The 23,074-nt window shown below is 74.2% G+C and carries 20 protein-coding genes and 1 riboswitch; of the genes, 11 read left to right on the top strand and 9 right to left on the bottom strand.

All coding sequences use genetic code 11. The features are described 5' to 3' along the window. Positions 1-37: 37 nt before the first annotated feature. Entirely contained in the window at positions 38-253 is a 216-nt protein-coding gene (locus tag VF746_18185; GenBank protein HEX8694356.1) for a hypothetical protein, read from the bottom strand. A gap of 263 nt (positions 254-516) precedes the next feature. Further along, positions 517-2,901, bottom strand: coding sequence for a GNVR domain-containing protein (locus VF746_18190; protein ID HEX8694357.1), 2,385 nt, complete (start codon positions 2,899-2,901; stop codon positions 517-519). Between the two features lie 928 nt (positions 2,902-3,829). After that, positions 3,830-3,904, top strand: a riboswitch (cyclic di-GMP riboswitch). A gap of 58 nt (positions 3,905-3,962) precedes the next feature. On the opposite strand from VF746_18190, the gene VF746_18195 reads away from it, so the two are divergent. From VF746_18195 to VF746_18210, 4 genes are all read left to right on the top strand, one after another. Further along, a complete protein-coding gene (locus VF746_18195) occupies positions 3,963-4,673 on the top strand; it encodes a hypothetical protein (protein ID HEX8694358.1) in 711 nt (236 codons plus the stop codon). Between the two features lie 114 nt (positions 4,674-4,787). Further along, complete coding sequence (locus tag VF746_18200) at positions 4,788-6,299, top strand: sigma-54 dependent transcriptional regulator (GenBank protein ID HEX8694359.1); 1,512 nt, start codon at positions 4,788-4,790, stop codon at positions 6,297-6,299. A gap of 28 nt (positions 6,300-6,327) precedes the next feature. Continuing rightward, positions 6,328-7,404, top strand: a complete 1,077-nt coding sequence (locus VF746_18205) for a HAMP domain-containing sensor histidine kinase (protein HEX8694360.1) — start codon at positions 6,328-6,330, stop codon at positions 7,402-7,404. A gap of 401 nt (positions 7,405-7,805) precedes the next feature. Further along, on the top strand, positions 7,806-8,561 hold the full coding sequence (locus tag VF746_18210) for a sugar transferase (GenBank protein HEX8694361.1): 756 nt from the start codon (positions 7,806-7,808) through the stop codon (positions 8,559-8,561). A gap of 170 nt (positions 8,562-8,731) precedes the next feature. On the opposite strand, the gene VF746_18215 is transcribed toward VF746_18210, so the two are convergent. The 3 genes from VF746_18215 to VF746_18225 form a co-directional block, all read right to left on the bottom strand. Then, positions 8,732-9,022, bottom strand: coding sequence for a hypothetical protein (locus tag VF746_18215; protein HEX8694362.1), 291 nt, complete (start codon positions 9,020-9,022; stop codon positions 8,732-8,734). Continuing rightward, a complete protein-coding gene (locus VF746_18220; protein ID HEX8694363.1) occupies positions 9,000-9,566 on the bottom strand; it encodes a Panacea domain-containing protein in 567 nt (188 codons plus the stop codon). Before VF746_18220 ends, VF746_18215 begins: the two co-directional genes overlap by 23 nt. Before the next feature lie 154 nt (positions 9,567-9,720). Further along, entirely contained in the window at positions 9,721-11,028 is a 1,308-nt protein-coding gene (locus VF746_18225; GenBank protein HEX8694364.1) for a VanZ family protein, read from the bottom strand. A gap of 380 nt (positions 11,029-11,408) precedes the next feature. Between VF746_18225 and VF746_18230 the strand changes: the two genes are divergently transcribed. From VF746_18230 to VF746_18255, 6 genes are all read left to right on the top strand, one after another. Beyond that, positions 11,409-12,479 (top strand): GNAT family N-acetyltransferase, encoded by a 1,071-nt coding sequence (locus tag VF746_18230; protein ID HEX8694365.1) that lies wholly within the window; start codon positions 11,409-11,411, stop codon positions 12,477-12,479. A 119-nt stretch (positions 12,480-12,598) separates the two neighbouring features. Further along, positions 12,599-13,669, top strand: a complete 1,071-nt coding sequence (locus tag VF746_18235; protein HEX8694366.1) for a GNAT family N-acetyltransferase — start codon at positions 12,599-12,601, stop codon at positions 13,667-13,669. 713 nt (positions 13,670-14,382) lie between these two features. Beyond that, positions 14,383-16,683, top strand: coding sequence for an HAD-IIIC family phosphatase (locus VF746_18240; GenBank protein HEX8694367.1), 2,301 nt, complete (start codon positions 14,383-14,385; stop codon positions 16,681-16,683). Further along, entirely contained in the window at positions 16,673-16,900 is a 228-nt protein-coding gene (locus VF746_18245) for an acyl carrier protein (protein HEX8694368.1), read from the top strand. Before VF746_18240 ends, VF746_18245 begins: the two co-directional genes overlap by 11 nt. Next, positions 16,897-18,084: a hypothetical protein gene (locus VF746_18250; protein ID HEX8694369.1), complete on the top strand. Its 1,188-nt coding sequence runs from the start codon at positions 16,897-16,899 to the stop codon at positions 18,082-18,084. The genes VF746_18245 and VF746_18250 overlap by 4 nt, the downstream gene beginning before the upstream one ends. Further along, complete coding sequence (locus VF746_18255) at positions 18,084-19,061, top strand: hypothetical protein (GenBank protein ID HEX8694370.1); 978 nt, start codon at positions 18,084-18,086, stop codon at positions 19,059-19,061. Before VF746_18250 ends, VF746_18255 begins: the two co-directional genes overlap by 1 nt. Positions 19,062-19,145: 84 nt before the next feature. Here VF746_18255 and VF746_18260 read toward each other — a convergent pair whose 3' ends face one another. The 3 genes from VF746_18260 to VF746_18270 form a co-directional block, all read right to left on the bottom strand. Then, positions 19,146-19,517, bottom strand: a complete 372-nt coding sequence (locus tag VF746_18260) for a helix-turn-helix transcriptional regulator (protein ID HEX8694371.1) — start codon at positions 19,515-19,517, stop codon at positions 19,146-19,148. After that, a complete protein-coding gene (locus tag VF746_18265) occupies positions 19,514-19,885 on the bottom strand; it encodes a hypothetical protein (protein HEX8694372.1) in 372 nt (123 codons plus the stop codon). The genes VF746_18260 and VF746_18265 overlap by 4 nt, the downstream gene beginning before the upstream one ends. Positions 19,886-20,144: 259 nt before the next feature. Beyond that, positions 20,145-20,669 carry a response regulator gene (locus VF746_18270; protein HEX8694373.1) on the bottom strand — a complete coding sequence of 175 codons (525 nt, stop codon included), beginning with the start codon at positions 20,667-20,669 and terminating at the stop codon, positions 20,145-20,147. A 359-nt stretch (positions 20,670-21,028) separates the two neighbouring features. Here VF746_18270 and VF746_18275 point away from each other — a divergent pair, with 359 nt between their 5' ends. After that, entirely contained in the window at positions 21,029-21,718 is a 690-nt protein-coding gene (locus VF746_18275; GenBank protein HEX8694374.1) for a PHP-associated domain-containing protein, read from the top strand. Between the two features lie 174 nt (positions 21,719-21,892). On the opposite strand, the gene VF746_18280 is transcribed toward VF746_18275, so the two are convergent. Further along, entirely contained in the window at positions 21,893-23,074 is a 1,182-nt protein-coding gene (locus tag VF746_18280) for a glycosyltransferase (protein HEX8694375.1), read from the bottom strand.

Genomic DNA, 23,074 nt, shown 5'->3' on the forward strand with positions numbered 1-23,074 from the left:
AGCGGGGGCGGCTCCCGAGAGCCGCCCCCGCCGTGTTTCACCTGCGCCTGTACTTCCCGTCCACCCACCCACGATAGGTCATGCAGCTCTTCTGCGCCGCCTCCAGGCTCGACACCGACTCGCAGTGGCGCTTGTCCGCCAGGTAGCGCTGGTAGTTGGGATCCGAGGCGTCGCCCTCGCTCCCGCCCCCGCCGCCGCACGCGCCCAACAGCGCCGCCGCGAGCACCGCCGCTCTCCATCCGGGACCGCCCATGCCTCAGTCGCCCTCGCGTGGACTGCTTTCCTCCGTCGGAACGACGGTGGATTCGTCCTGAGCTTACGGGGACGCGACGGCCGTGTCCAGCCCGGGGCTCGAGCTGCGCCTTTCCTTCGACCACATCGGATTCGGGACCATCGAGCAGGCGGGGGCCGGCTCCCGAAGGCCGCCCCCGCCCGATTCGCACTTCGCACTTCGCACTTCGCACTTCGCACTTCGCACTCCGTACTCCGCACTCCGGAGGCCGTGTTGCGCCGGCGCTACACCCCCGCGAGCGGCCCGGGCTCCAGCGCGGGCGCCTCGTCCTCGGCCTGGTAGCCGGGGAGGTACGAGTAGTAGCGGTACACCCGCGACGGCGGCACCGCGTTCAGCACCGCGCCCAGCACCCGCACCGGGAGCCGGTCCAGCAGGTCCAGCTTGGCCTCGGCCAGGGCGCCGTCGGTGGCCCCCGTGCGCAGCACCATCACCAGGTTGCCGGTCATGGTCCCCAGCACGTAGGCGTCCACCCCCGCCCCCAGCGGCGGCGTGTCGACGATCACCACCGAGTAGCGGCTGCGCAGCTCGCCCACCAGCTGGCTCATGGCGGGCGAGCCCAGCAGCTCGGGGCCGCCCTCCATCCGCGTCCCCGAGCCCAGGAAGGCGAAGCCCGCGCCGCCCGGCGCCTGCAGCGCCTCGGCGAGCGTCGCGCGCCCCGCCAGCAGGTCGGTGAGCCCCGGCGCGCGGCGGCCCCCCAGCAGGCGGTGCAGGTCGCCGCGGCGGATGTCGGCGTCCACCAGCACCACGCGGTGCCCCTGCCCCGCGAAGGCCCGCGCCAGGCACGCGGCCACCGTGGTCTTGCCGTCGCCGCTCTCGGGGCTGGTGATCGACACCAGGAGCGGCCCGGCCGAGCCGTGCGCGTGCACCAGCGACAGGCGCAGCTCGCGGAACGCCTCGGACACCTGCGCGGCCGCCGTCCCCTTCGCCGCGAAGGCGCCCCGCGCGCTGGGGATGGTCCCCAGCACCGGCAGCCCCATCCCCGCCGTCACCTGCTCGGGGTAGCGCACCCGCCGGTCCAGCCGGTCCAGCACCAGCACCGTCAGCAGGCCCAGCCCCACGGCGGCGGCCACGAACAGCGCCACGATGAGCATCCGGCGGTCCTTCACCGGGGCCCAGGGCACCGCCGCCTCGTCCAGCACGCGCAGGTCGGGGAGGCTGCTCACCGCGGCCAGGCGCGCCTCCTCGTAGCGCTGGCGGAGCGTGCCGTACAGGTTGTCGGCGATCTGCACCCGGCGCTCCAGGCGCGCCTCCTCGATGGCGCGCGGGGGGATCTGGCGCAGCTCGGCGCTGGCCGAGGCGATGCGCCCCTCCATCTCGTCCTCGCGCCCGGCGAGCTGCGCGGCCAGGCCCCGCACGGCGGCGGGGATGGTGGCGCCCTCCAGCGCGGCCAGCTCGCCGATCAGGCGCCGCACGGGCTGGTGCTCGTCGGTGTAGCGCTGCTGCAGCGCCCGGAGCTCCGCCCGCTTCGTCGTCCGCTCGGTGAGCAGCTGCGCGAGCTCGGGGTTCTGCTGCACGGCGGGGATCACGGCCAGCGCGTCGAAGCCCATCCGCCCCGCGGCCGCCTGCCCCATCACCCGCTCCAGCGCCAGCCGGTCGCGCCGGAGGTCCTCGCGCGAGACGCGCATCTCGAAGAACGAGTTGAAGACCGGGTCGCGGGTGAGCTGGATCCCCGGCGCCACCGGGGTGGCCTGGTCGGAGGGGAGGGTGACGGTGCGCACGCGGAACGCCTCCAGGGCGATCTCGGCGTCGCGCAGGGAGCGCTCGGCGTACTGGCGCTGCTCCTCGAGGATGGCGGTGAGCTCGTCGAGCTTGGCGCGCTTGAGCTGCGCGGCCACCTCCACGTAGCGGGTCATGGTGGCGTTGAGCGTGGCGGCCAGCCGCCGCGGGTCGCTCCCCGAGAGGGAGAGCCGCAGGAAGTGGCCGTCCTCGACCATGCGCGCGTCGAGCGACTCGCCGAGGCCGACCGCCACGTCGCGCGGGTTGCTGACGGTGAAGGCGATCTCGCGCCCGGGCGTGAGCGCCGGCCGCCAGACGAACCCCGCGCGCGCGCCCACGGGGCCCCCCGCGCGCCCGCGCTCCACCTCCACCCCCTTCTCGGTGGAGAGCACCCAGCTCTGCCCGTCGGCCGAGGCCGCCAGGCGGTAGCTCCCGGGGCGGAAGCGCGGGCCCAGCGCGAAGCCGGCGAACGCCGGCCGGTCGGCCGCGGCGGCGGGCTGCACGTACAGCCGCTCCTCGGCGACCACGTGGTCGAGCACCGCGTAGCTCTTGAGCAGCTCCACCCAGGCGTACGACTGGAGGAGCCGGGCGCTCTGGATCGGGCCCTGGTTGGCGGCGGCGCGGTCGGTGCCCTCGATCCACACGGTGCCCTGGGCCACGTACTCGGGGCGCACCATGCGCGCGGCGAAGAGCCCCGCCCCCACCCCGGCGGCGGTGAACGCCAGCAGCAGCCACTTGTGGCGGTACGCGGCCGCCGCGAAGCGCAGCAGCTCGCCCCCGCCGCGTGCGGGGGCCTCGCTCGCGGGCGCCAGGGAAAGGGCGGGCACGCGCGCGGCGGCCCCGGTCTGCGGGAGGGGCGGCGGGTCGGCGGGAGCCGGGAGCTGGGTCGGCATACGGGAGCGATCCGGGAGCAAGCGGGTGCGGCACGCCCGTGCGGCGCGCGCGGGACCGACGCACGAGCAAGCGCGGGACCGCCCGCAGAATCACGGAAATCCGCGTGGATCCACGGTTTTCCCGGTCCCGCGCGCCCCTGCCTCCGACTACGCATGTGGCGGGGCCGCAACACGCCGCACGGGTCGGAGGCCCGCCGCGGCCCCGTTCTCGACCGGGACCGAAAAACATCAGGTCTCACGCAGAGTCAGTAGAGTCAGCAGAGAACACCTCCGCTGACTCTGCTGACTCTGCGTGATCGAAGTCTTTTCCAGCCCTGGATTCGTATCGGATCTACGGCGGGATGGAGCAAGCGAAGACCCGTGGCAAGGTGAGACGATCTTCGCTCCCCGCCGTCGTTCGTGCAGAGCCGGTTGGTGTGGCCGGACCCCAGGATGACATCGTGCTCGACTGACGCGGCGAACACCCGCTGATTACCCGGATCTGGATCGCCGGGCCGGGTGGGACATCGGCGCCCCGCGAAGGCGCCGATTCCAGTAGAGTGTTGCACTGATGCAACGGAACGTAGCAGTTGGGGTCGGGGCATCCGGTGCCGCGCGGACGCGGGGGCGTACCCGCGCGTCCGCGCGCGCCCCGACAGGCTTTCGCTTCGTAAGGTCAAGCACCGCAGACGATTCCGATCCCCCGTGAAGCCCATCGCCTGTGACGGCCAGGAGCGGGCGGAGCCTCCATCCGTTTACGGCGCAACGTGTTGCGACGTCGCGCGCTCGGCGACTCGCCCCCGCATCTTCTGCGCGATGCGCGCAGGAACGGGCTCATCAAACTTCCTTGACAGGGCATGGAAACTGCCCCACCGTGGAGGCCCGCGTAAGCCGGTTTCCACGCACCGATCCCCGGGTGCGGTCGGCGAAGCGCGGTCAAACCTCCCATAACCCGAAAAGGCACCCCGGCCGCGAGGCCGGTCCGCAAAGCCAGGGGTCTCCCCGAGACAGCCCGGCCGCCGAAGGTGGGTCACGTCCCGGCGCCTCCCGCCCGGGACATTCCGAGCCACGAGGACCTCCCCATGTCCCCCTCGCTCGACCCATCGTTCGAGCCGCCGGCCGGCTGCGTCCCTCCGTGCGCGGACCTCTGCGCCGGCCATCGCGAGCGCCTGCGGGCGCTGCGCCCCGACCTGCCGTGCGGCGGAGCCGCCTTCCGCGCCGCGCTGGTCCTCCTCGCCGCCCCCGCGGCGCGCTTCAACATCGACCGCCTCGCCCGCCGCACCGGCGCCCCCCGGCACTGGGTGGCCGCCTGCGCCCGGCGCCTGTACGACAACGGCGTCTGGAGCGCACGGGGAGCCGCGTACCCCTGGTCGGGCCCCGAGGACTTCCGCTTCTGGAACGACGTGGAGGTGGCCGAGGGGAAGCTGCTGCGGCGGGTGGACGACCGCGGCCGCCCGCAGTGGGCCCCGGCCGGCGCCTGGAGCAAGGAGTACGACTTCGTGGGCCCGCGCTCCGACCCCGGCGGCGCCGTCCTCTACGTCGTCCCCGAAGACGCCGCCGCGGAGCCCGGGCCCGAGCTCCCGCCCCACCTGGAGCTCGTCCGCGGCGGGCCCGAGGCCGCGCGCGAGGAGACGGTGCGCGACGAGACGGAGCCCGAGGAGCGCGAGGCCTTCCTCCCCGCCGGCCCCTGGCTCCCCGGGATGGCCACGGACGAGGCCCCGCTGCTGGCGGCGGCGGGCGGCGCCCGCGGGGCCGTCCCCGAGCTCTTCCCCGGCGCCACCTGGCTGGGGTAGTCCACCTCGCCGAGCAGGCCCCCGGCGCCGCCCCTGGCGCCGGGCCGCATCCCCACAGACAGACGGTGCACCATGTCGGCGACGTTGACGGCGGAACGGAAGTCCCAGGCTCCCGTGAGCCCCGAGCTGGACCTGGCCGCGAACCGCGAGGCCAACCGCACCATCCGCATCCTGGTGGTCGAAGACGAGATGACGCTGCGCGAGAGCTGCGTGTCGGTCCTGGAGCACGAGGGCTTCGACGTGGCCGGGTGCGGGCGCGGCGAGGAGGCGCGGGAGCTCCTGGCGCGGCGCGCCTTCGACGTGGTGCTGCTGGACCTGTACATGGGCGGCGTGGACGGGATGGAGCTGCTGCGCACCTGCCTGGAGAAGAGCCCCGACACGCTGGTGGTGGTGATGACCGGCAACCCCACCGTGGAGTCGAGCCTGGCGGCGCTCCGGGCCGGGGCCTGGGACTACCTCCCCAAGCCGTTCGCCGCCACGCACCTGCAGGTGCTCTTCGGGCGGGCCGCGCACACGGTGCGGGTGGCGCGCGAGAGCGCCGCGGAGCGCGCCGACCGGCACGCCCGCCACGGCCACAGCGACAAGGTGGCGCTGATGGGCCGCTCGCCCGCCTTCCTGCAGGCGGTGGAGCTGGCGCGCAAGGTGGCCGCCACCGACGCCAGCGTGTTCATCACCGGCGAGAGCGGGACGGGGAAGGAGATGTTCGCGCAGTTCATCCACCACCACAGCCGGCGCAGCAGCCGCGCCTGGGTGGCCATCAACTGCGCCGCGCTCCCCGAGACGCTGCTGGAGTCGGAGATGTTCGGCCACGTGAAGGGGGCGTTCACCGGCGCCATCCGCGACAAGCCGGGGCTCCTGGAGACGGCCAGCGGCGGCACCTTCTTCCTGGACGAGCTCACCGAGATGAGCCAGCCGATCCAGGCCAAGCTCCTGCGCGTGATCCAGGACGGCGTGGTGCGCCGGGTGGGGAGCGAGAGCGTGGACGCGGTGGTGAACGTGCGCTTCGTGGCCGCCACCAACCGCGACGCCCGCGAGGCCATGGAGAACGGCGTCCTGCGCAAGGACCTCTTCTACCGCCTGAGCGTGGTCCCCATCCGGCTGCCGGCGCTGCGCGAGCGGCCCGAGGACATCCCGCTGCTGGCCGAACACTTCCTGGGCGTGTACTGGAAGCGCCACCGCGACCGCGGCGCGGCGCTGCCGCACTTCAGCCGCGCGGCCGTGCGCGCCCTGCAGGAGCGCGAGTGGAGCGGCAACGTGCGCGAGCTGCAGAACGTGATCGAGCACGCCGTGGTGCTGCTGGAGCCCGGCTGCGAGATCCAGCCCGAGGACATCCCCGACGGCGACGGCTCGCCGGCGCGCGCGCTCCCCTTCACCCCCGCCTGGCGCCCCCCCTCCACCTTCCGCGAGGACGGCTACCACGCCGAGCGCGAGCGGGTGCTGGCCGAGTTCGAGCTCTCGTACCTGAGCTGGCTGGTGGAGCGCGCCGGGGCCAACATGTCGCAGGCGGCCAAGATCGCCGGGGTGGACCGCACCACGCTGTACCGGCTGATGGAGAAGCACCGGCTGCACCGCGACACGGTGATCACCGCGCAGCCCGCGGACGAGCGTGGCCGGCTCCAGGCCTGACGCCGGCGCGTCGGTGGCGGAGGCTCCGGTGACGGTCCCGACGTTCTACGGCCCCGGCGAGGAAGGCGGGATCTCCTCCCCCTCGCTGAAGGCGGCCGTGGAGCGGGTGGCCGCCGAGTGGCTGGAGGCGGGGGTCGACCGCGGCCGCTCGGGCGACGTGCTGGCCGAGCTCTCCGCCCTGGCGCGCGCGCTGGAGGACGGCGGCCAGGCGCTCCCCGCGGCCGACGGCTCGCGCGCGGTGCTGCGCAAGCGCCTCCTCTGGCCGCTCAGGCTGGCGGTCACGCGCGAGTGGCTGGGCGCCGACCCGCCGCCCGACGCGGCCGAGCTGCTGTCGATGCTGCGCGTGTTCGAGGCGCTCCGGGCCGAGCTGCACGTGGACCCGCCGGGGCCGGCGCCGCTCGGGATCACGGGCCCCGAGGGGCTGGAGCTGATCGTGGAGGTGGCGCACGACCTCCGCTCGCCGCTCACCTCCATCCTCTTCCTGGCCGAGACGCTGCGCCGCGGGCAGAGCGGCGAGGTCAACGACCTGCAGCGCCGCCAGCTGGGGCTGGTCTACAGCGCGGCGCTGGGGATGGTGTCGCTGGCCAGCGACCTGGTGGAGCTGGCGCAGGGGGGTGACCGGCTGGTGGACACCACGCCCTCGCCCTTCTCGGTGCTGGAGGTGATCGAGTCGGTGTGCGACATCGTGCGCCCGCTGGCCGAGGAGAAGAAGATCGCGCTCCGGGTGCTCCCCCCGCCGGGCGACCAGCGGATCGGCTTCTCGGCGGCGCTCTCCCGGGTGCTGGTGAACCTGGTGAGCAACGCGCTCAAGTACACCGACGAGGGCTTCGTCGAGATCACCACCCGCGCCAAGGGGCTGGCGACGCTCGAGTTCTCGGTGCGCGACAGCGGCCCGGGGATCAACGACGACGCGCGCCGGGTCCTCTTCGAGCCCTTCCGCCGCCGCCCCGGCGGCGACCGCTACGGCTTCTCGGGCACGGGGCTGGGCCTGGCCATCTGCCGGCGCCTGGTGCACGCCATGGGCTCGGAGCTGCACTACGAGACGGCGCCCAGCTGGGGCACGCGCTTCTACTTCGACCTGCAGCTGCCGCCGGCGGGGCTGTGAAGTGCGTGAGTGCGAAAGTGCGAAAGTACGAGGTACGGAGTACGAGGTACGGAGTACGAGGTACGGAGTCCTTGAGCGCTGGTCCTGAGCTCCGAACGGAAGTTTCCCGCCCGCCACACCTCTCCTGATCCACCCCCCGACGTCTTCCTCCTCCAGCCCGGTCCCCCGGGATGCCGACGGCGGTTTTCTTCATCCTGTGGCGAGGCGCCCACACCAGTCGGCGGGTCGCCACGGACGGGGATTGCACACTATTATCGACGGTGCTCGCATCTGGTTTATCGGCAGATACTTACGAGGTGATTCAGAGGGTGATCCGGGCGCGCACGGGCGTTGCCCTCCTGGCCTGTCGGACGTCGCGACCCGTCGCTGCCGACCCACCCAGCCAGAGCCGGATCAGCCCGATGAACCCCGTCCTGCAGCAGTCCGCCGCCTCCCCCGCGACAGCGCTCCCCGGCCTCCTCGCCCCGTACGAAGTCGATTTCACCCTCCACCTGGCCCCGCGCCGGCCCTCCTTCGCCGCGCTGGCGGCGTGCCGGGCGCTCAACGTGATCGCGGCGGCCGCGCTGCTGGTGCTGGCCCTGCCGCTCATGCTGGTGGTCGCCGTGCTGGTGAAGCTCTCCTCGCCCGGGCCCGTCCTCTACACGCAGACGCGCGTGGGGCTCGACCGGCGGGCCTACCGCACCGGGAGCGGCGGGTCGGTGCGGCGGCGGGTGGACTACGGGGGGAGGCTCTTCACCATCTACAAGTTCCGCACGATGCGGGCGGACCCCGACCCGGAAGTGCAGGCGTGGGCCTCGCCCGACGACGCCCGCGTGACGCGCGTGGGGCGCGTGCTGCGCAAGTACCGCCTCGACGAGCTGCCGCAGCTCTGGAACGTGCTGAAGGGTGACATGAACGTGGTGGGGCCCCGCCCCGAGCAGCCCCGCATCGTGCTGTCGCTGCGCGAGCAGATCGTAGAGTACCCGCGCCGCCAGCGCGTGCGCCCCGGGATCACCGGCCTGGCGCAGGTGAGCCAGACGTACGACACCTGCCTGGACGACGTGCGCAGCAAGCTGCGCTACGACCTGCAGTACATCGACCGCATGTCGCCGCTGCAGGACCTGGCCATCCTGCTGCGCACCGTCCCCGTGGTGCTCCTGCGCAAGGGCGCCTGGTGAGACAGCGTCATCGCTGCGAAGCGCGAGAGGGCCGGGCGTCGCCGCCCGGCCCTCACGTTTTCGGAGCAGAGCCGGCAGAGCAAGCCCATGTTCTCTGCCGGCTCTGCTGCTCTGCGCGAGACCTGTGTCTGAGAGCGGGCCACCAGCTCGGAGCCCGAGGTCAGGTCGACTCAGTACTCGTTCGGTCGCGCCAGCCGCGCGCTCTTCAGGTACACGCGCTCCTCGTCGAAGGTGTAGAACACCGTCAGAGTCGGAGCCCGCGTTCCCGCGCGGACCTCATGATCCAGATCTCGAAGTCGGTGAAGAGGTGACCCCTCTTCCGGATGCCTGGCCAGCCTCCATTCCAGGGCCGCGAGCGCGTCATCCGCCGCTTCCGCATCCACGAGGATCGCCGCGACGTCGCTCTCGAACCGGTGCTCGCGGACGATCTCCCTGAGCTTACGCGGCGGTTCGCTTGCCATCGGGTGCCGTCCGCTTCCCTTCCTGCCTGATCAGGTCGCGCGCGTACTTGAAATCCGCCTGCGTCGGGGGATCGTCGGAGAGAAACACCGTGTGGTATGGAATCTCTTCGTTCATGCGCGCCGACTTCCACCCGAGGAAGCCGTGGGAGCGCTCGCTGACCTCCGTGGCGCTGTCGTTCCAGAGCCAGCGGATGACCTCGTTGACGATGGCGATCTCCTGGCCGGAGAAAAGGCTGAGATCCGGCTCGCGCAGGGCTACCGGGCGCTCCTGGCGATACAGGTACCTGGCGCGGTTCTGGATCGCCAGGCTGCCGCTCTTCGTCAGCCGCTTGCGAACGGCGGGAAGCTCGCGCGGCACGGGGCCGTAAGGAAGCTTGCGATAGACGTGGCCGGTGATCGACTCGCCCGTGACCGCGTACGCCGCGAAGTCCGCGTAGAAGAGGATCTTGTTCAGCTTGGTGCTGCCGAAGTGCTCGTCCTCCTCCGAGGCGACCGCAACGTAGAGGATGAGCTCGGCAAGTTTTCTGTCCCTGTCCTGAACCATGGGGAGCCTCCATGGACCTGCGGCCTATCTACAGGCTGCGAAGATACCCCGAAGGGCGAGAGAAAGCTTGCACCCTGCGGATTCATGCGCAAGTGGGATGCTCTCCGCGGGAATCCGGTCTGGGACTGCCCCCGCCTCGGAAACTGGTCGTTCGCTACCGTGCGCACGGCAGGGACCTGGCCGCCTCCGGCTGTCGTCGCTCCTCCCGTCGGCGCTCCACCCGATGCCGGACGATGTAGCCCGCCGCCACGCCGGCCGCCGCCCCCACCACCTCCTCGAGCCCCGCCGGCGCGAGCGCCACCATCCCGGGGAGCGCCACCAGCGCGGCGGCCGCGATCCCCGCCGCCAGGTACCACCGCGCGCGCCGCCGCGCCCACAGGCCGAGCGGCAGCGTCCACAGCGCGATCCAGAGGGCGTCCAGCGCGCGGGAAGTCCGCTCGCCGAACGAGAGCGAGAAGAAGAGCAGCGTCCACCCGCGCCCCACGTCCAGCCGCGGCGCGCCGACGAGGCGGCCGTCCACCCGCGCCGCGATCCCCCGCCCCCGCCGCTGCACCGCGACGCGGATGGTGTCCCCCGCGGGGATGTCCCGCCGGGCATCGGGGACGCGGAAGAGCGGGCGGTCGAGGCGCACGTTCTCCGCGCGCATCCGGTAGCCGAAGACGAAATCCCTCCCCTCCGCGGCCAGCAGCACGGCCTCCCGTTCCTCCTCGTCCACGATGCGCAGGACGGGCGACAGCGCCGGGTGCGGCGGGCCCACCAGGACCACCGCCTCCACCGGGGCGCCGGCCACGAGCGCCTCCCGCACCGGCCGCGAGTCGCCGAGCCGGCCGCGTGCGACCGCGGCCGGGCCGACCCGCGCCGCCAGCACGCGCCCGTCGTAGACCGGCATGTCGCCGACCTCCGGCGTCCACTGGCCGTAGAGGGTGTCGCGGGGGAAGGACGGCCCCGTCAGCCAGCCGGTGAGCGCCACGGCGGCCGCGAAGAGCGCGCTCCAGGCCAGCGACAGGCGCGCGGCGCCACGGCCGGAGGGGAGGAGGAGCCGCGCCGCATGTTGCCCTGCCAGGGAGCCCAGCGCGGCTCCGGCGCTGTTGAAGAGCAGGTCGGGGGGGCTCGGGTCGCGCCCGGGGACGAAGAACTGGGCCGTCTCGATCCCGGCGGAGAGGAGCGCGGCCAGCGGGAGGGCGAAGCGGGCCGGGACGCCGAGCCGCGCCAGCGCCGCGCCCAGGGGGACGAAGAGCGCCACGTTCAGCAGCGCGTCCGCCAGCCCCCGGCTCCCGCAGAAGAGGCAGCCGTCCCACCCGGTGGCTCCCTCGTGCGCCGAAGGAAACAGCGTCGCCGCCAGGATCGCGGCCAGGCAGAGGAAGCAGGAGACCGCGGCGCCGAGCCGGCGGCGCCGCGGCCGGTCCGCCGCCGCGCCCGCGCCGGGCGCCCGCCGCGGCGGGGTGCGCGTCTCCCCGGTCACTCCCGGCACGACACGGGCGAGGACGGCATGGCGGAGCTCATCAGGTCGGATCTCCCGGTGTGGTGCGGACGGACCTGCCGCGCCGCCGGGGAGCACGCCGGGTGCCACTCCCGAGGGGAAGTGCGAAAGTGCGAAAGTGCGAAGTCTGGGGTTCGACGCAGCCTCCGCGACGCCCGGCGAACCCATCCGAGCAGTTGTTGCGACGGCGCAACACGGCGCGCGGTCCATCCTTGCAGGCGTGGGAAGCGGCTGCTCACGCCTGCATTCTTCTCACTCCGGCGCTTGCGTCGCCCCGAGCATCCGCCCGTCCCCACGCGTGCGCGACTTGCTTGAGGTGGCCGCCGACCGCCTGTCCCCTTCCCCGCGACGCCGCGCCGATCATGCCCCTCGCCGTCCGCCCGTTCGAGCCCGGGGACGTCTCCCGCGTGGCCGAGCTGCGCCGCCGCGTCTTCCGCCACAGCCGGCGGACCGGCCCCGGCGAGCTGGAGCGCTACTTCCACGAGATCTTCTTCGACAACCCCTGGCGCGACCCCGCGCTCCCCTCGTGGGCGGCCGACGAGGACGGCGCCGTCACGGGCTTCCTGGGCGTGGTGCCGCTCCCCCTGGTTCGACAGGGCGAGGCGTTGCGCGGCGCGGTGGCCACGCAGGTGATGGTGGCGCCCGAGCGGCGCGGCGTGGTGGGCGCGCACCTGCTGGCGGCGGCGTTCGCGGGCGGGCACGACCTGCTGTTCAGCGACGTCGCCACCGTGCCGCTGCGCAAGGCGTGGGTGCGCGCGGGCGGGAGCGTGGCGCTGCAGTACGGCTTCAGCTGGACCCGTACGCTGCGCCCTGCCCGCCACGCGGCCTCGCGTCTGGGCTCGGCGCCCGTGGTGCGCGGGGCGCGGCTGGTGGCGCGGCCCCTCTTCGGCGTGATCGACACCGTCGCCGTCCCCGCCGCCGTCCGCCGGGCGCCCCCCTGCACCCTGGAGCCGCTCGCCGACCTCGCCGTCATCGCCGACACGCTGCCGGAGCTGGCCCCGCCGCGCGCCGTCCGTCCCGCGTACGACCCGCCCCGGCTGGAGTGGCTGCTCGCGCACGCCGAGAAGCGCTGGAGCGGCCACCGCATCGAGCGCCAGGTGGTGCGCGCCGACGGCGGCGCGGTGGCGGGGTGGTTCCTGTACCTGGACGCCCGCGGAGGGACGGCGCAGGTGCTCCAGGCGCACGCCGCGCCGGGGCGCCACGGCGACGTGCTGCGCCAGCTCTTCCGCCACGCGCACCGCGCCGGCGCCATGGCCGTTCGGGGCCGGCTCGATCCGCCGTTCCTCGACGAGCTGCAGGCGGCCGGCTGCCGGTGGGAGCACACCCCGCCCGGGATGCTGGTCCACGCCCGCGACCCCGGGCTGCTGGCCTCCGTCCTGCGCGGCGACGCCCTCCTCTCCGGCCTCGACGGCGAGTGGTGGCTGGACTTCTGAACCGCAGAGGACAGGGAACAGGTTACAGGGGACAGCCAGCCCCGAAGCCCGATCGTCGCCCGACGACCCCAGCACTTTCGCACTTTCGCACTCACGCACTGCCGTCGATCCCGCCCCCGATGCCCATCACCCTCCGCCCCTTCGGGCCCGGCGACGTCCCGTGCGTGGCGGAGCTGCGCCGACGGGTATTCCGCCGCGGCCGGCGCACCGGCCCGGGCGAGCTGGAGCGCTACCTCCAGGAGATCTTCTTCGAGAACCCCTGGCGCGACCCCGGCCTCCCCGGCTGGGTGGCCGACGAGGACGGCGCGGTCGTGGGGTTCGTCGGCGTGATCCCGCGGCCGCTCGCGCGGGGCGGCGAGGCGCTGCGGGGCGCGGTGGTCTCGCAGTTCTTCGTGGCGCCCGAGCGGCGCGGGTTTGTGGGCGTGCGCCTCCTGCAGAAGGTGATGGCCGGCGCGCAGGACCTGCTCTACCACGACGTGGTGTCCCCCGACGTGGCCCGGCTGTGGGAGCTGGTGGGGGGAAGCGTCGCCCACGCCTGCGGATTCGCGTGGACCCGGCCGCTGCGCCCCGCCCGCCACGCCGCCGCCAGGCTGGGTTCGGCCCCGCTGGTCCGCGGCGCCCGGCTGATGGCCCGGCCCCTCCTGGGGGTGATCGACGCACTGGCCGCCCCGGCCGTCCTGCGCGCCGAGCCACCCTGCACCGCCGAGCCGCTCGCCGACCTTCGGCTCATCGTGGACGCCCTGCCTGAACTCGTGTCCCCGCGCGCGATCCGTCCCGTCTACGATGCGGATCGTCTGAAGTGGCTCCTCGCCCGCGCCGAAGAGCGGTGGAGCGGCCGGCGCATCGAGCGGCAGGTGGTGCGCGCGGAAGACGGCGCGCCGGCGGGCTGGTTCCTCTACCTGACGGCCGGCGGCGGCACCGCCGATCTCCTGCAGGCGCACGCCGCGCCGGGGCGCCACGCCGACGTGCTGCGCCACCTCTTCCGGCACGCGCACCGCACCGGCGCCATCGCCGTGCGGGGCCGCCTGGATCCCGCGTTCCAGGACGACCTCCACGCAGCCGGCGTCTCCTGGGAGCGCGCCTCGCCGGGGATCCTGGTCCACGCCCGCGACCCCGACCTGCTGGCCGCCGTCCTGCGCGGCGACGCCCTCCTCTCCGGCCTCGACGGCGGCTGGTGGCTGGACTTCTGATATGATCTCGTGGACCTCGTACTTCGCGCTTAGCACTTCGCACTCGGGTTTGGGCGTGTCCCTCCGCTGCGCTCCGGGCCGGGCTGCGCGCGCCGTAGGCCTGCAAACAACGCAGGCCAACGGCGCCGGGCCACGGTCGCGCCCAACCCCACGGCGCGCCCGCGTCCCGGCCCTCCGGGCGCGCATCCCTCACGCGGGTCTCGTCGCGGCGAAGGGTTTTTCGTAGGAGCGAGCCTGCGAGCCCGCGCGGAGGCAGCACTGGCACATCCCTCGACCTCTCGCGCATGACCTGGCATCGCCGGTCGAGGCAGGCCTTGGCAGGCCTCGCCCCTACGAAAACTCCGCTCTCCACGATCGACCTCGTAAAGTCCACCCTCTCCCGAAGTTGGGAGAGGGTTGCCGCTCTAAGGCGGCGGGTGAGGGCCCCCCGACGCCGCGCCGCGGCACGTCGAAGCGCGACGGAGCCCCCGGCGCGCTGTCTCCCCCTCCCCGCGACTACGACCGTTGCGCCCGTGCATCACGGCAACCCCCGTCGCCATCCCAGGCCCACAGCTCCGCGCCTTCTCCCAATCCCCTGCTCCCCAACCACTTACGACGGGAGCGCCGCCCGGGCGCGACCCCGCCTTCCGCGGCGTATGCGGCTTGCCTTCCCCCCTGCCGCCGGCCGTGGCACCGACGCCGGCCCCGACACGACCGCACCTCTCCCCCGACGCATGCCGGACGCACCCGCCGCCCCCACGACGACCCCCATCGCGCACTCGGGCCTCCTCCAGGCGCTCGAGGCCGAGGCCGCGCTGCGCGACCTGGGCGCGCGGCTGGAGGAGGCCGCCGCGCGCGCCCACCCCGCGCCCGCCACGCTCGAGGCGCTGGCGCGGCTCGACCCCGCCGCGGCCGTCGCCTGGCTGCTGGAGGTCCGCTCCGCCGCGCGCACCCTCTTCTCCGACGCCGACCTGCGCCGCGTCCTCGACGTCCTCGCCGGCGAAGTGCTGGCCCGGGGCGACGCCGCGCTGGTGGACCTGGCCGTCGCCTTCGCCGCCACCCACGCCGACGCCGTCGCCCCCGAGACGGTGGTCGCCCTGGCCGCCGCCGTCCCGGGCGAGCGGCGCCCCGACGCGCTGGCCCGCCTCGTCGCCCGCCAGCTGGACCGCCTCCCCGCGCACCCCGGCCTGCTGCGCCTGGCCGCCGAGCTCGCCGTCGCCGCGGGCGACGGGCCGCGCGGCCACGCTCTGCTCGCCCGCCTGGGCCGCGCCGACCCCTCCCCCGCCACCGTGGGCTGGATCGCCCGCGCGCGCGGCGGGCTCCCCCCGCAGGCGGGCGCCCCCGCGCGGGTGGCGCTGCTGTCGTCGTTCACCATCGACCCGCTCAAGCCGTTCCTGGACCTGGAGCTGCGCGCCGCGGGCGTCGTCCCCGAGCTGTACGCCGCGCCCTTCAACGCGTGGGAGCGCGAGGTGCTCGACCCCGCGGCGGGCCTGCGCGCCTTCGCCCCCGACGCCGTCTTCCTCTCCGCGGCGCTCGACGACCTGGTCCCCGCCCTCGCCGGCACCCCGTCGCCCGACGAGCTGCGCGCCGCGGGCGAGACGGCGGTCGAGCGCGTGTGCGCGGCCGCGCGGGCGCTGCGCGAGTGGAGCGACGCCCCGCTGGTGGTGCACGCGTTCCACACCGCCTACCCCGACCCGCTCGGCGCCGCCGCGCCCCCGGGTGCCTCGCGCGGCGCCTGGCTCGCGGAGCTGAACGGGAGCCTCGCCGGGCGGCTGGCCGACCTCCCCGCCGTCCACCTCCTCGACGTGCAGGACCTGCTGGCCCGGCGCCCCGGCGGCGCCCCCGAAGAGCCCAAACTGCGGCACCTGGCGCGCATGCGCGTGGGCCCCGCCGTGCTCCCCGAGCTGGCCCGCGCGTACGCCGGCTACGTGGTCCCGCTCAGGGGCCTCACCCGCAAGTGCGTGGTGGTGGACCTCGACAACACCCTGTGGGGCGGCGTGGTGGGCGAAGACGGCCCCGCGGGATTGCGCCTGGGCGACACCTCGCCGGGGTCCGAGTACGTCGACTTCCAGCGCGCCCTGGCCGCGCTCGCCGCGCGCGGCGTGCTGCTGGCCGCCGTCTCCAAGAACAACGAGGCCGACGCCCTGGAGGTGATCCGCGCGCACCCCGCCATGGTGCTGCGCGAGGAGCACTTCGCCGCGCTCCGCATCAACTGGCAGCCCAAGCACGAGAACGTCCTCGCCGTGGCCGCCGAGCTGGGGATCGGCGCCGACTCGCTGGTCTTCCTCGACGACAACCCCGACGAGCGGGAGCTGATGCGGCAGATGCTCCCCGAGGTGCTCACCCCCGACCTCCCGGCGGACCCGGCGCTCTACCGCGCCGCGGTCGAGCGCCTCCCCCAGCTGCAGGCGCTCGCCGTCACCGGCGAGGACCGGGGCCGCGCCGCGCTCTACCGCGCCCGCCGCGGCCGCGAGCGGGCCCGCGAGGGCGCCCCCTCGCTGGAGCAGTTCCTCCACTCGCTGGAGATCGCCGCCGAGGCCGCGCTGGCCGGCTCCGCCACGCTCCCGCGCGTCGCCCAGCTCTTCCAGCGCACCAACCAGTTCAACCTCACCGCCCGCCGCCACGACGCCGCGCGCCTGGCCGCCCTGGCCGCCGACCCCGGCTGGCGGCTGTGGACGCTCTCCGCCGGCGACCGCTTCAGCGACCACGGGCTGGTGGGCGCGGCGCTGGTGCGCGTCGGCGGCGACGCGTGGACGGTGGACAGCCTCCTCCTCTCCTGCCGCGCCATCGGCTACGGGCTGGAGACGGCGCTCCTGGCCGTGGTCTGCGACGCCGCGCGCGCGGCCGGGGCCACGCGGCTGGAGGGGGAGTTCGTGGAGAGCGCGAAGAACCGCCCCGCCGCCGGCTTCTGGGTCCGGCACGGCTTCGCGCTCCGGTCGAGCGAAGACGGAGTGGAGACCTGGGAGCGCGGGATCGCCGCCGGGGCCGTGGCGCCTCCCGCCTGGATCCGGCTGACGGTGCGCGATGCGTCCTGAGCTGCTGGTGAGCCGCGTCTTCGGCGTCGAGCCCGCGCGCGTGAGCGACGAGACCTCGAACGCCGACACGCCGGGGTGGGACTCGCTGGCCCACATCAACCTGGTGCTGGCGCTCGAGTCCACCTACGGCGTGAGCCTCTCGGTGGAAGAGGCGCTGGAGGCCACCAGCGTGGGCGCCATCAAGCGCGTCCTCGCCCGCCGGGGGGTCACCTGGTGAGCGCGCCCGCCGCCGTCTCTCCCCCGGCTCCGGCTTCGGTCGACGCGTCCACGACGACGGGTGTCGTCCGCGCCGGCCCCGAGCACCTGGAGCTGCTGGCGGACTTCTACCGGCGCACCTGGGACCCCGCCGCCACCCTGCCCAAGGTGCGCGCCGCCCGCCGCGCCGCCGCCGCCCGCAACCCGGTGCACCCGGGCGAGGAGCCGCCCACCTTCCTCTTCCTGGCGGGAGGAAAGGCGGTGGGCCACGTGGGAACGCTCCCCGTGCGCCTGTGGACGGCCGCCGGCGAGCGGAGCGCGCACTGGGTGAAGGGGCTGATGGTGCTCCCCGAGCACCGCAACGGCCCCGTGGGCTTCTTCCTGGTGCGCGAGGCCGTGCGCCACCTGGGGTGCGCCCTGGCGATGGTCGTCGCCCCCGAAGCCCGGAAGCTCTTCGCCGCCGCCGGATTCACCGACCTGGGCGCGCTCCCCGACGCCGTCCGCCTGCTGGACCCCGCGCGCGTGCTGCGTTGCATCGACCCGGAGTCTCTAGGCGCCGGCCTCCCCCGCGCCGCGCGCTCCGCCGCCGGCCTCCTGCGGCGCTCCCCGCTCGCCGCGAGCGCCGCCGGGGCGCTGGCGTCCGCGGCGCTGGGAGCGTGGACGGGAATGCGGGGGAGCGGCGGCGGCGAGCGCGCCGTGGTCCTCCCCGAGCTTCCCCCGGGCGAGGCGGCCCGGCTCTGGGCGCGCGTCCGCCGCGCGCTCCCCGCCGCCCCCGCGCGGGACTACGGTTATCTCCAGGCGCGCTACGCCGAGGCCGGCGGCTACCGGCTGCTGGGCGTGCAGGGCGCCGGGGGCCTGGCGGGCTTCGCCGCGGTGCGCCCCCCGCGCGCCGACGGCGACCCGCGGCTCGCCGGCGTGCGGCTGGCCACGGTCTCCGAGCTGGTGTTCCCCCCGGAGCGGCCGCGCGTGGCGCGCGCCCTCCTGGCCGGCTCGGAGGCCGTGGCCCGCTCGCTCGACGCCGACGCGCTCGTCTGCGCCGCCACCCACCCGGCCGCCGCCGAAGCGCACCGGCGGCGCGCCTACCTTCCCTTCCCCCGCACCGTGCACGTGCTGCTGCGCGAGGCCCCGGGCGAGCCGCCGCTGCCGCGCAGCCTGGCCGCCTGGTGGCTCACGCGCGGCGACAGCCACGCCGACGAGGTGTTCTGATGACGGAGCCCGACTTCGAGTTCCCCGGCGGGAAGCGCTTCGCCTTCACCATCCTCGACGACACCGACGTGGCCACGGTCGACAACGTGGGCCCCGTCTACCGGCTGCTCGACAAGCTGGGGATGCGCACCACCAAGACCGTGTGGCCGCTCGCCTGCCCCGAGGGGAGCCGCAACTTCTCCTCGTCGCAGACGCTGGAGGACCCCGACTACCTGGAGTTCGTGCTCTGGCTGGTGGGGCGCGGCTTCGAGGTCACCTGGCACGGGGCCACCATGGAGTCCAGCGAGCGCGAGCGCACTCTGGCGGCGCTGGAGCGCTTCCGCGCCCTCTTCGGCGCGTACCCGCGCATCCACGCCAACCACTCGTTCAACCGCGAGAACCTGTACTGGGGCACCAGCCGCGTCGACCAGCCGCTGCTGAAGGCGGTGATCCAGCGCGCGCTGCCGACCCCCGCCGGGTACTTCGAGGGGCACGTGGAGGGCTCGCGCTTCTGGTGGGGCGACCTGTGCGCGCGGCACGTGGAGTACGTGCGCAACCTCACCTTCGACGAGGTGAACCTGGCGCGGGTGAACCCCTCGATGCCGTACCACGACCCGGCGCGCCCGCTGGTGCGCTGGTGGTTCTCGTGCTCCGACGCCGAGGACCGCGACGCGTTCGCCGAGCTGCTGCGCCCCGACCGGCAGGAGAAGCTGGAGCGCGAGGGCGGCTTCTGCATCGTGGCCACGCACCTGGGGAAGGGCTTCGCGAAGGGCGGCGAGGTGGACCGCCTGGTACGCCGGCGGCTGGAGTCGCTCGCCGCGCGCGACGGCTGGTTCGTCCCCGTGGGCGAGCTGCTGGACTGGCTGCGGGCGCGCCGCGCGGAGGGCGAGCTCCCCCGCGACGAGTGGGACCGCATGCAGTGGCGCTGGGCCCGCGACCTGGTGCGCCGCAAGGTGCGCCGCCAGGGCCGCCGCAAGGAAGAGCGCATGCGGGCGTAAGGCTCGCCTCTCGCGGAAGAACGACAGCGCGGCCGCCGAGTGCTTCGGCGGCCGCGCTCACATTGGCTCGGCTGGAGAGGAATCCTATCTCTTCGCGTCCTCGGGCTTGCGGCTTCCGACGGATCCCCGTCGCTTCAATGCGCGGCGCGGAGACGCCTTCTCTACCCTGAAGAGGCTGGCGGTCTCCACACCGAACACCTCTGCCAGACGATCGAGCGTGTCGACCTGGAGGTTCGCTCGCGCGCTCTCGATCTCCGCAATGCGCGGTTGCCGGACACCGAGCGCGTCCGCGAGCTGCTTCTGGGTGTAGCCGCGCTGGATCCTCAGCCGCATCACGTTCTCGGCGATAACCAGCTTGCTTCCAAGCTCCTTCTCTGCCTGGGCAAGTCCCGGCGTGTCTTCGAGGAGCCTCGCGAACACTTCGCTGGCCCGAGAGCCCTGTCGCTTGAAAGTCATTCCTGCTCCTTGAGAAAGCGCTCGCGGACTTTTTCCACCGCGTCGCAGATCTTGCTGATCCTTTTCCGGCCTACCACGTCCTGCTTGGGGAGCACGCGACAAACCCACAGCTCACGCACCCGCTCCCGCTCGTACCAGAAGAGGAAGAGGCGGTAACCGCCGCTCCCCAAGTCGCGGATCTCCGCTACACACGTCTGGTTGCGCAGAACCTTTATCACCTCCGACTTGGTGGAAAGCTTCCAGCCATTCTCCTCAACCTGCGCAACCAGTGCCCGGATGATCAGCGCCCGCTTGGGATCTCTGGCTGCGACGCTGTTGAGTTCCTTCTCGGCTGCCTGCGTAAACCGGACTTCGCAGTGCTCGCTCATCGCACCGATGGAATTATAAGCTATAGGTTATACTGCGGGCAAGGTTCTCGGCGCTCCCGTCTGTCTCCAAAACAAAATCGGGGCAAGCGCGGCGGCACAATAAACGTACGAAGTGAACACACGCAAGTTCATCGTCAACCTGATTGCTCGAGGATTACGCTGGTGGTGCCCGACCGCGGTGCCGCCGTGGTCCACACGACGAGCGAGGGGCTCCCCGCCGGGGGAGCCCCTCGCTCGCACTCGCAATCCGGACCTGCCGTCAGCCCAGGAGGGGCGGGAGGAAGGGGAGGAGCGCGGCCGCCGCGACCGACATGGGGTCGGCGGGCCTGGCCTTCTCGCGCCGCTCGCGGGCCTCGCGCAGCAGGCCCTCCAGCGCGCGGACCAGGTTGCCGGCCGTGTACGCCTTCTCCAGGAAGGCGTCGAAGCCGGCCTCCAGGGCGCGGCCGCGGGTGGCCTGCGAGGTGTCGCTGGAGAACGCCACCACCACCAGGCCGGCCGTGGCGGGGTCGGCGCGCAGCGCGGCGAGCGCCTCCCAGCCGTCGGTCCCCGGCATCCGCAGGTCCATCAGCACCAGGTCGGGGCGGAGCGCGCGCGCCAGGCTCACGCCCTCGGCGCCGTCGGCGGCCTCGGCCACCTCGGCACCGTAGCGGCGCAGGACCTCGGCGTACACGGTGCGCACCAGGTCTTCGTCGTCGGTGACCAGGACGCGGGCGCCGCGCAGCGATTCGGGCGGGGGGTCGTTGAACATCGGCGGGGGAGGCTCCTGTGAGGTGGGCTGCGCCATGAATTTTCCGAAAGTCCGGGGAGACGACTCGGGCGGGGCTGCAGGACGGGAACCCTGTCGGGAGCAAGAAGAAGGCCGCTCCCCTGACCGGACCGCGACGACGCGAAGCGGCGGATTTCTCCGGCCGCCCGCCCGCCGTCTGCGCGCCCGAACCGCCACCGGGACCAACGTTTCCCGCCACCGCGGCCGGAGACGCGGGACCAGGGACGCATTCCGCGTCCGACCGCCGCCCGGGTCCGGCGCGGGGCTTGCCGGCTCCGCGGGCGGACCGCGCCGCGCTTCGTTGCGCGGCTGCCACAACCTCGCCCCACGGCCGTCCACCCCTGATGGATCTCCGCCACTCTCCGGAAGTCTGGCGCGTGGACCTGCACGCGCACACCCGCGCCTCGCGCGACGCGCTCACCCGCCCCGCGGAGCTGGTGGAGCGGGCCGCGCGGGCGGGGCTCCACCGCATCGCCGTCACCGACCACGGCGAGGTCGAGGGAGCGCTGGAGGCGCGCGCGGCCGGGGGCGAGCGGGTGATCGTGGGGCAGGAGGTGCGCTGCCGGTGCGGGACGGAGCTGATCGGGCTGTTCCTGGCGGAGCGGGTGCCGATGCGGCTGCCGCTGGAGGAGGCGGTGGAGCGGATCCGTGCGCAGGGGGGCCTGGTCTACGCGCCGCACCCGTTCGCGTACGCCACGGGGGCGGCGTGGCGGTCCGGGCGCGTGCTGGCCGTGGCCGACGTGGTGGAGGTGTTCAACTCGCGCGCCTTCCTCCCGGCGTGGAACCGGCGGGCCGCCGCGGCCGCCCGCGCGCGGGGCCTCCCTGCCGCGGCTTCGTCGGACGCGCACTTCCCCTGGGAGGTGGGCCGCGCCTGGACGGAGGTGCCGCCGTTCACGGACGCCGCCTCGTTCCTGGAGGCCGCCCGCCGCGCCGTCCCCGTCGGCGTCCGCACCGCGAATCCCTTCATCCACGCGGCCTCGCTCGGCGTGTACACGGTGCGCACCGCCTTCCGGCACATTGATCGTCCAGACCCGGAACGGGTGCGCCTGGCCGGGGGGAAGAGCTGATCTCGAGCCTGGAAAAACAACAACAAAGCCTCACGCAGAGTTAGCAGAGGACGAACGCGGTTCTCTGCTAACTCTGCTGACTCTGCGTGAGATTCTGATCCGATTCGACGCCGAGCGAAGGCGTCAGGGCGGTGCGACGGTCTGTCTTCGCCAGAATTCGGCCGATCTCCTTTTTTACGCCGCGGCCGCGGGCTCGCGCCGGGTGGGCTCCCAGACGGCGTTGCGCTCGCCGCGCAGGGCGCGCAGGCCGGCCTCCAGCGCGGCCACGTTCCCCATCACCAGGTAGGTGGGCACGGCGAGCGGGCGCGGCAGCTTCCGCTCCTCCGGCCACGCCGCCCCGGCCGCGGCCGCCGCCAGCGCCGCCAGGCCCAGCGCCGCCGCGCCCCGCGCCCAGGCTTCCGTGGCCGCCAGGACCAGCACGCCCGCGCAGGCCGCGGCGGCCGCCCACGGCACCGCCCAGCGGCACACCTTGTGGCTGAACAGCATCCAGGCGAAGCGGCCGTGGCGGACGGGGTCCAGCAGGCGGCGCAGGTGCGAGAGCGTGGCCATCCCGCGCGCCATCGTGCGCACCTTGCGGCGGTACTCGCGCCGGAGCGACGCCGTGCGCGGCACCAGGCACACCGCCTCGTCCACCGAGACGGCGCGGTATCCCGCGTCGCGCGTGACCAGCGCGGCGGCGAAGTCGCGGCTGAGCCCCTCGGGGAGGCGCGTGCGGTGCAGCGCGGCGCGGATGGCGTAGAAGCAGCCGCTGGCGCCCACGATCCCGCCCGCGCGCGTCTCCAGCCGCCGCACCCACATCTCGTAGCCCACGTAGCGCCCCTCGCCGGAGTTGGCCGCCGCGTCCAGGCGCGCCACGCTCACGTCGCGCCCCGAGGCCAGCCCCACCGATGGGTCCGCGAACGCCGCCACCAGCGCCTTCAGCGACCCCGGCGGCACGCGGATCGACGCGTCGGTGTTCACCACGATCTCGCCCGTGAGGCGCGCGGCGGCGAAGTCCTCGGCGGCCGTCTTGCCGCGCCGCCCGGGGGTGCGCACCAGCTCCACGCCGCGGCCGGCGAAGGTGCGCACGATCTCGTCGGTGCGGTCGGTGGAGGCGTCGGAGACCACCACGACCTGCAGCCGGTCGGCCGGGTAGTCGAGCGCCAGCAGCCCCTCCAGCGTGGCGGCGATCTCGCGCTCCTCGTTGTACGCCGGGAGGCTGATGCTCACCCGCGGCCACTCCCACCCGTCCGCCGGAGCGGCGGCCGGGCGGCGGCGCAGCCGGTCGCAGACCAGCAGCAGGAGCGGATAGCCGGCGTAGGCGTACGCGGCCAGGACGAAGGCGAAGGCGATCGCGGCGCAGGCGGCGGTCTGCAT

Origin of the sequence: Longimicrobium sp. (genome assembly GCA_036389795.1) — a bacterium.
Lineage (GTDB): Bacteria > Gemmatimonadota > Gemmatimonadetes > Longimicrobiales > Longimicrobiaceae > Longimicrobium.

Excerpts from the sequence above, each read along its gene's own strand:
- VF746_18185 (HEX8694356.1), bottom strand. The coding sequence starts at position 253 with ATGGGCGGTCCCGGATGGAGAGCGGCGGTGCTCGCGGCGGCGCTGTTG.
- VF746_18190 (HEX8694357.1), bottom strand. The coding sequence starts at position 2,901 with ATGCCGACCCAGCTCCCGGCTCCCGCCGACCCGCCGCCCCTCCCGCAG.
- VF746_18195 (HEX8694358.1), top strand. The coding sequence starts at position 3,963 with ATGTCCCCCTCGCTCGACCCATCGTTCGAGCCGCCGGCCGGCTGCGTC.
- VF746_18210 (HEX8694361.1), top strand. The coding sequence starts at position 7,806 with ATGAACCCCGTCCTGCAGCAGTCCGCCGCCTCCCCCGCGACAGCGCTC.
- VF746_18215 (HEX8694362.1), bottom strand. The coding sequence starts at position 9,022 with ATGGCAAGCGAACCGCCGCGTAAGCTCAGGGAGATCGTCCGCGAGCAC.
- VF746_18220 (HEX8694363.1), bottom strand. The coding sequence starts at position 9,566 with ATGGTTCAGGACAGGGACAGAAAACTTGCCGAGCTCATCCTCTACGTT.
- VF746_18230 (HEX8694365.1), top strand. The coding sequence starts at position 11,409 with ATGCCCCTCGCCGTCCGCCCGTTCGAGCCCGGGGACGTCTCCCGCGTG.
- VF746_18235 (HEX8694366.1), top strand. The coding sequence starts at position 12,599 with ATGCCCATCACCCTCCGCCCCTTCGGGCCCGGCGACGTCCCGTGCGTG.
- VF746_18240 (HEX8694367.1), top strand. The coding sequence starts at position 14,383 with ATGCCGGACGCACCCGCCGCCCCCACGACGACCCCCATCGCGCACTCG.
- VF746_18245 (HEX8694368.1), top strand. The coding sequence starts at position 16,673 with ATGCGTCCTGAGCTGCTGGTGAGCCGCGTCTTCGGCGTCGAGCCCGCG.
- VF746_18255 (HEX8694370.1), top strand. The coding sequence starts at position 18,084 with ATGACGGAGCCCGACTTCGAGTTCCCCGGCGGGAAGCGCTTCGCCTTC.
- VF746_18260 (HEX8694371.1), bottom strand. The coding sequence starts at position 19,517 with ATGACTTTCAAGCGACAGGGCTCTCGGGCCAGCGAAGTGTTCGCGAGG.
- VF746_18265 (HEX8694372.1), bottom strand. The coding sequence starts at position 19,885 with ATGAGCGAGCACTGCGAAGTCCGGTTTACGCAGGCAGCCGAGAAGGAA.
- VF746_18270 (HEX8694373.1), bottom strand. The coding sequence starts at position 20,669 with ATGGCGCAGCCCACCTCACAGGAGCCTCCCCCGCCGATGTTCAACGAC.
- VF746_18280 (HEX8694375.1), bottom strand. The coding sequence starts at position 23,074 with ATGCAGACCGCCGCCTGCGCCGCGATCGCCTTCGCCTTCGTCCTGGCC.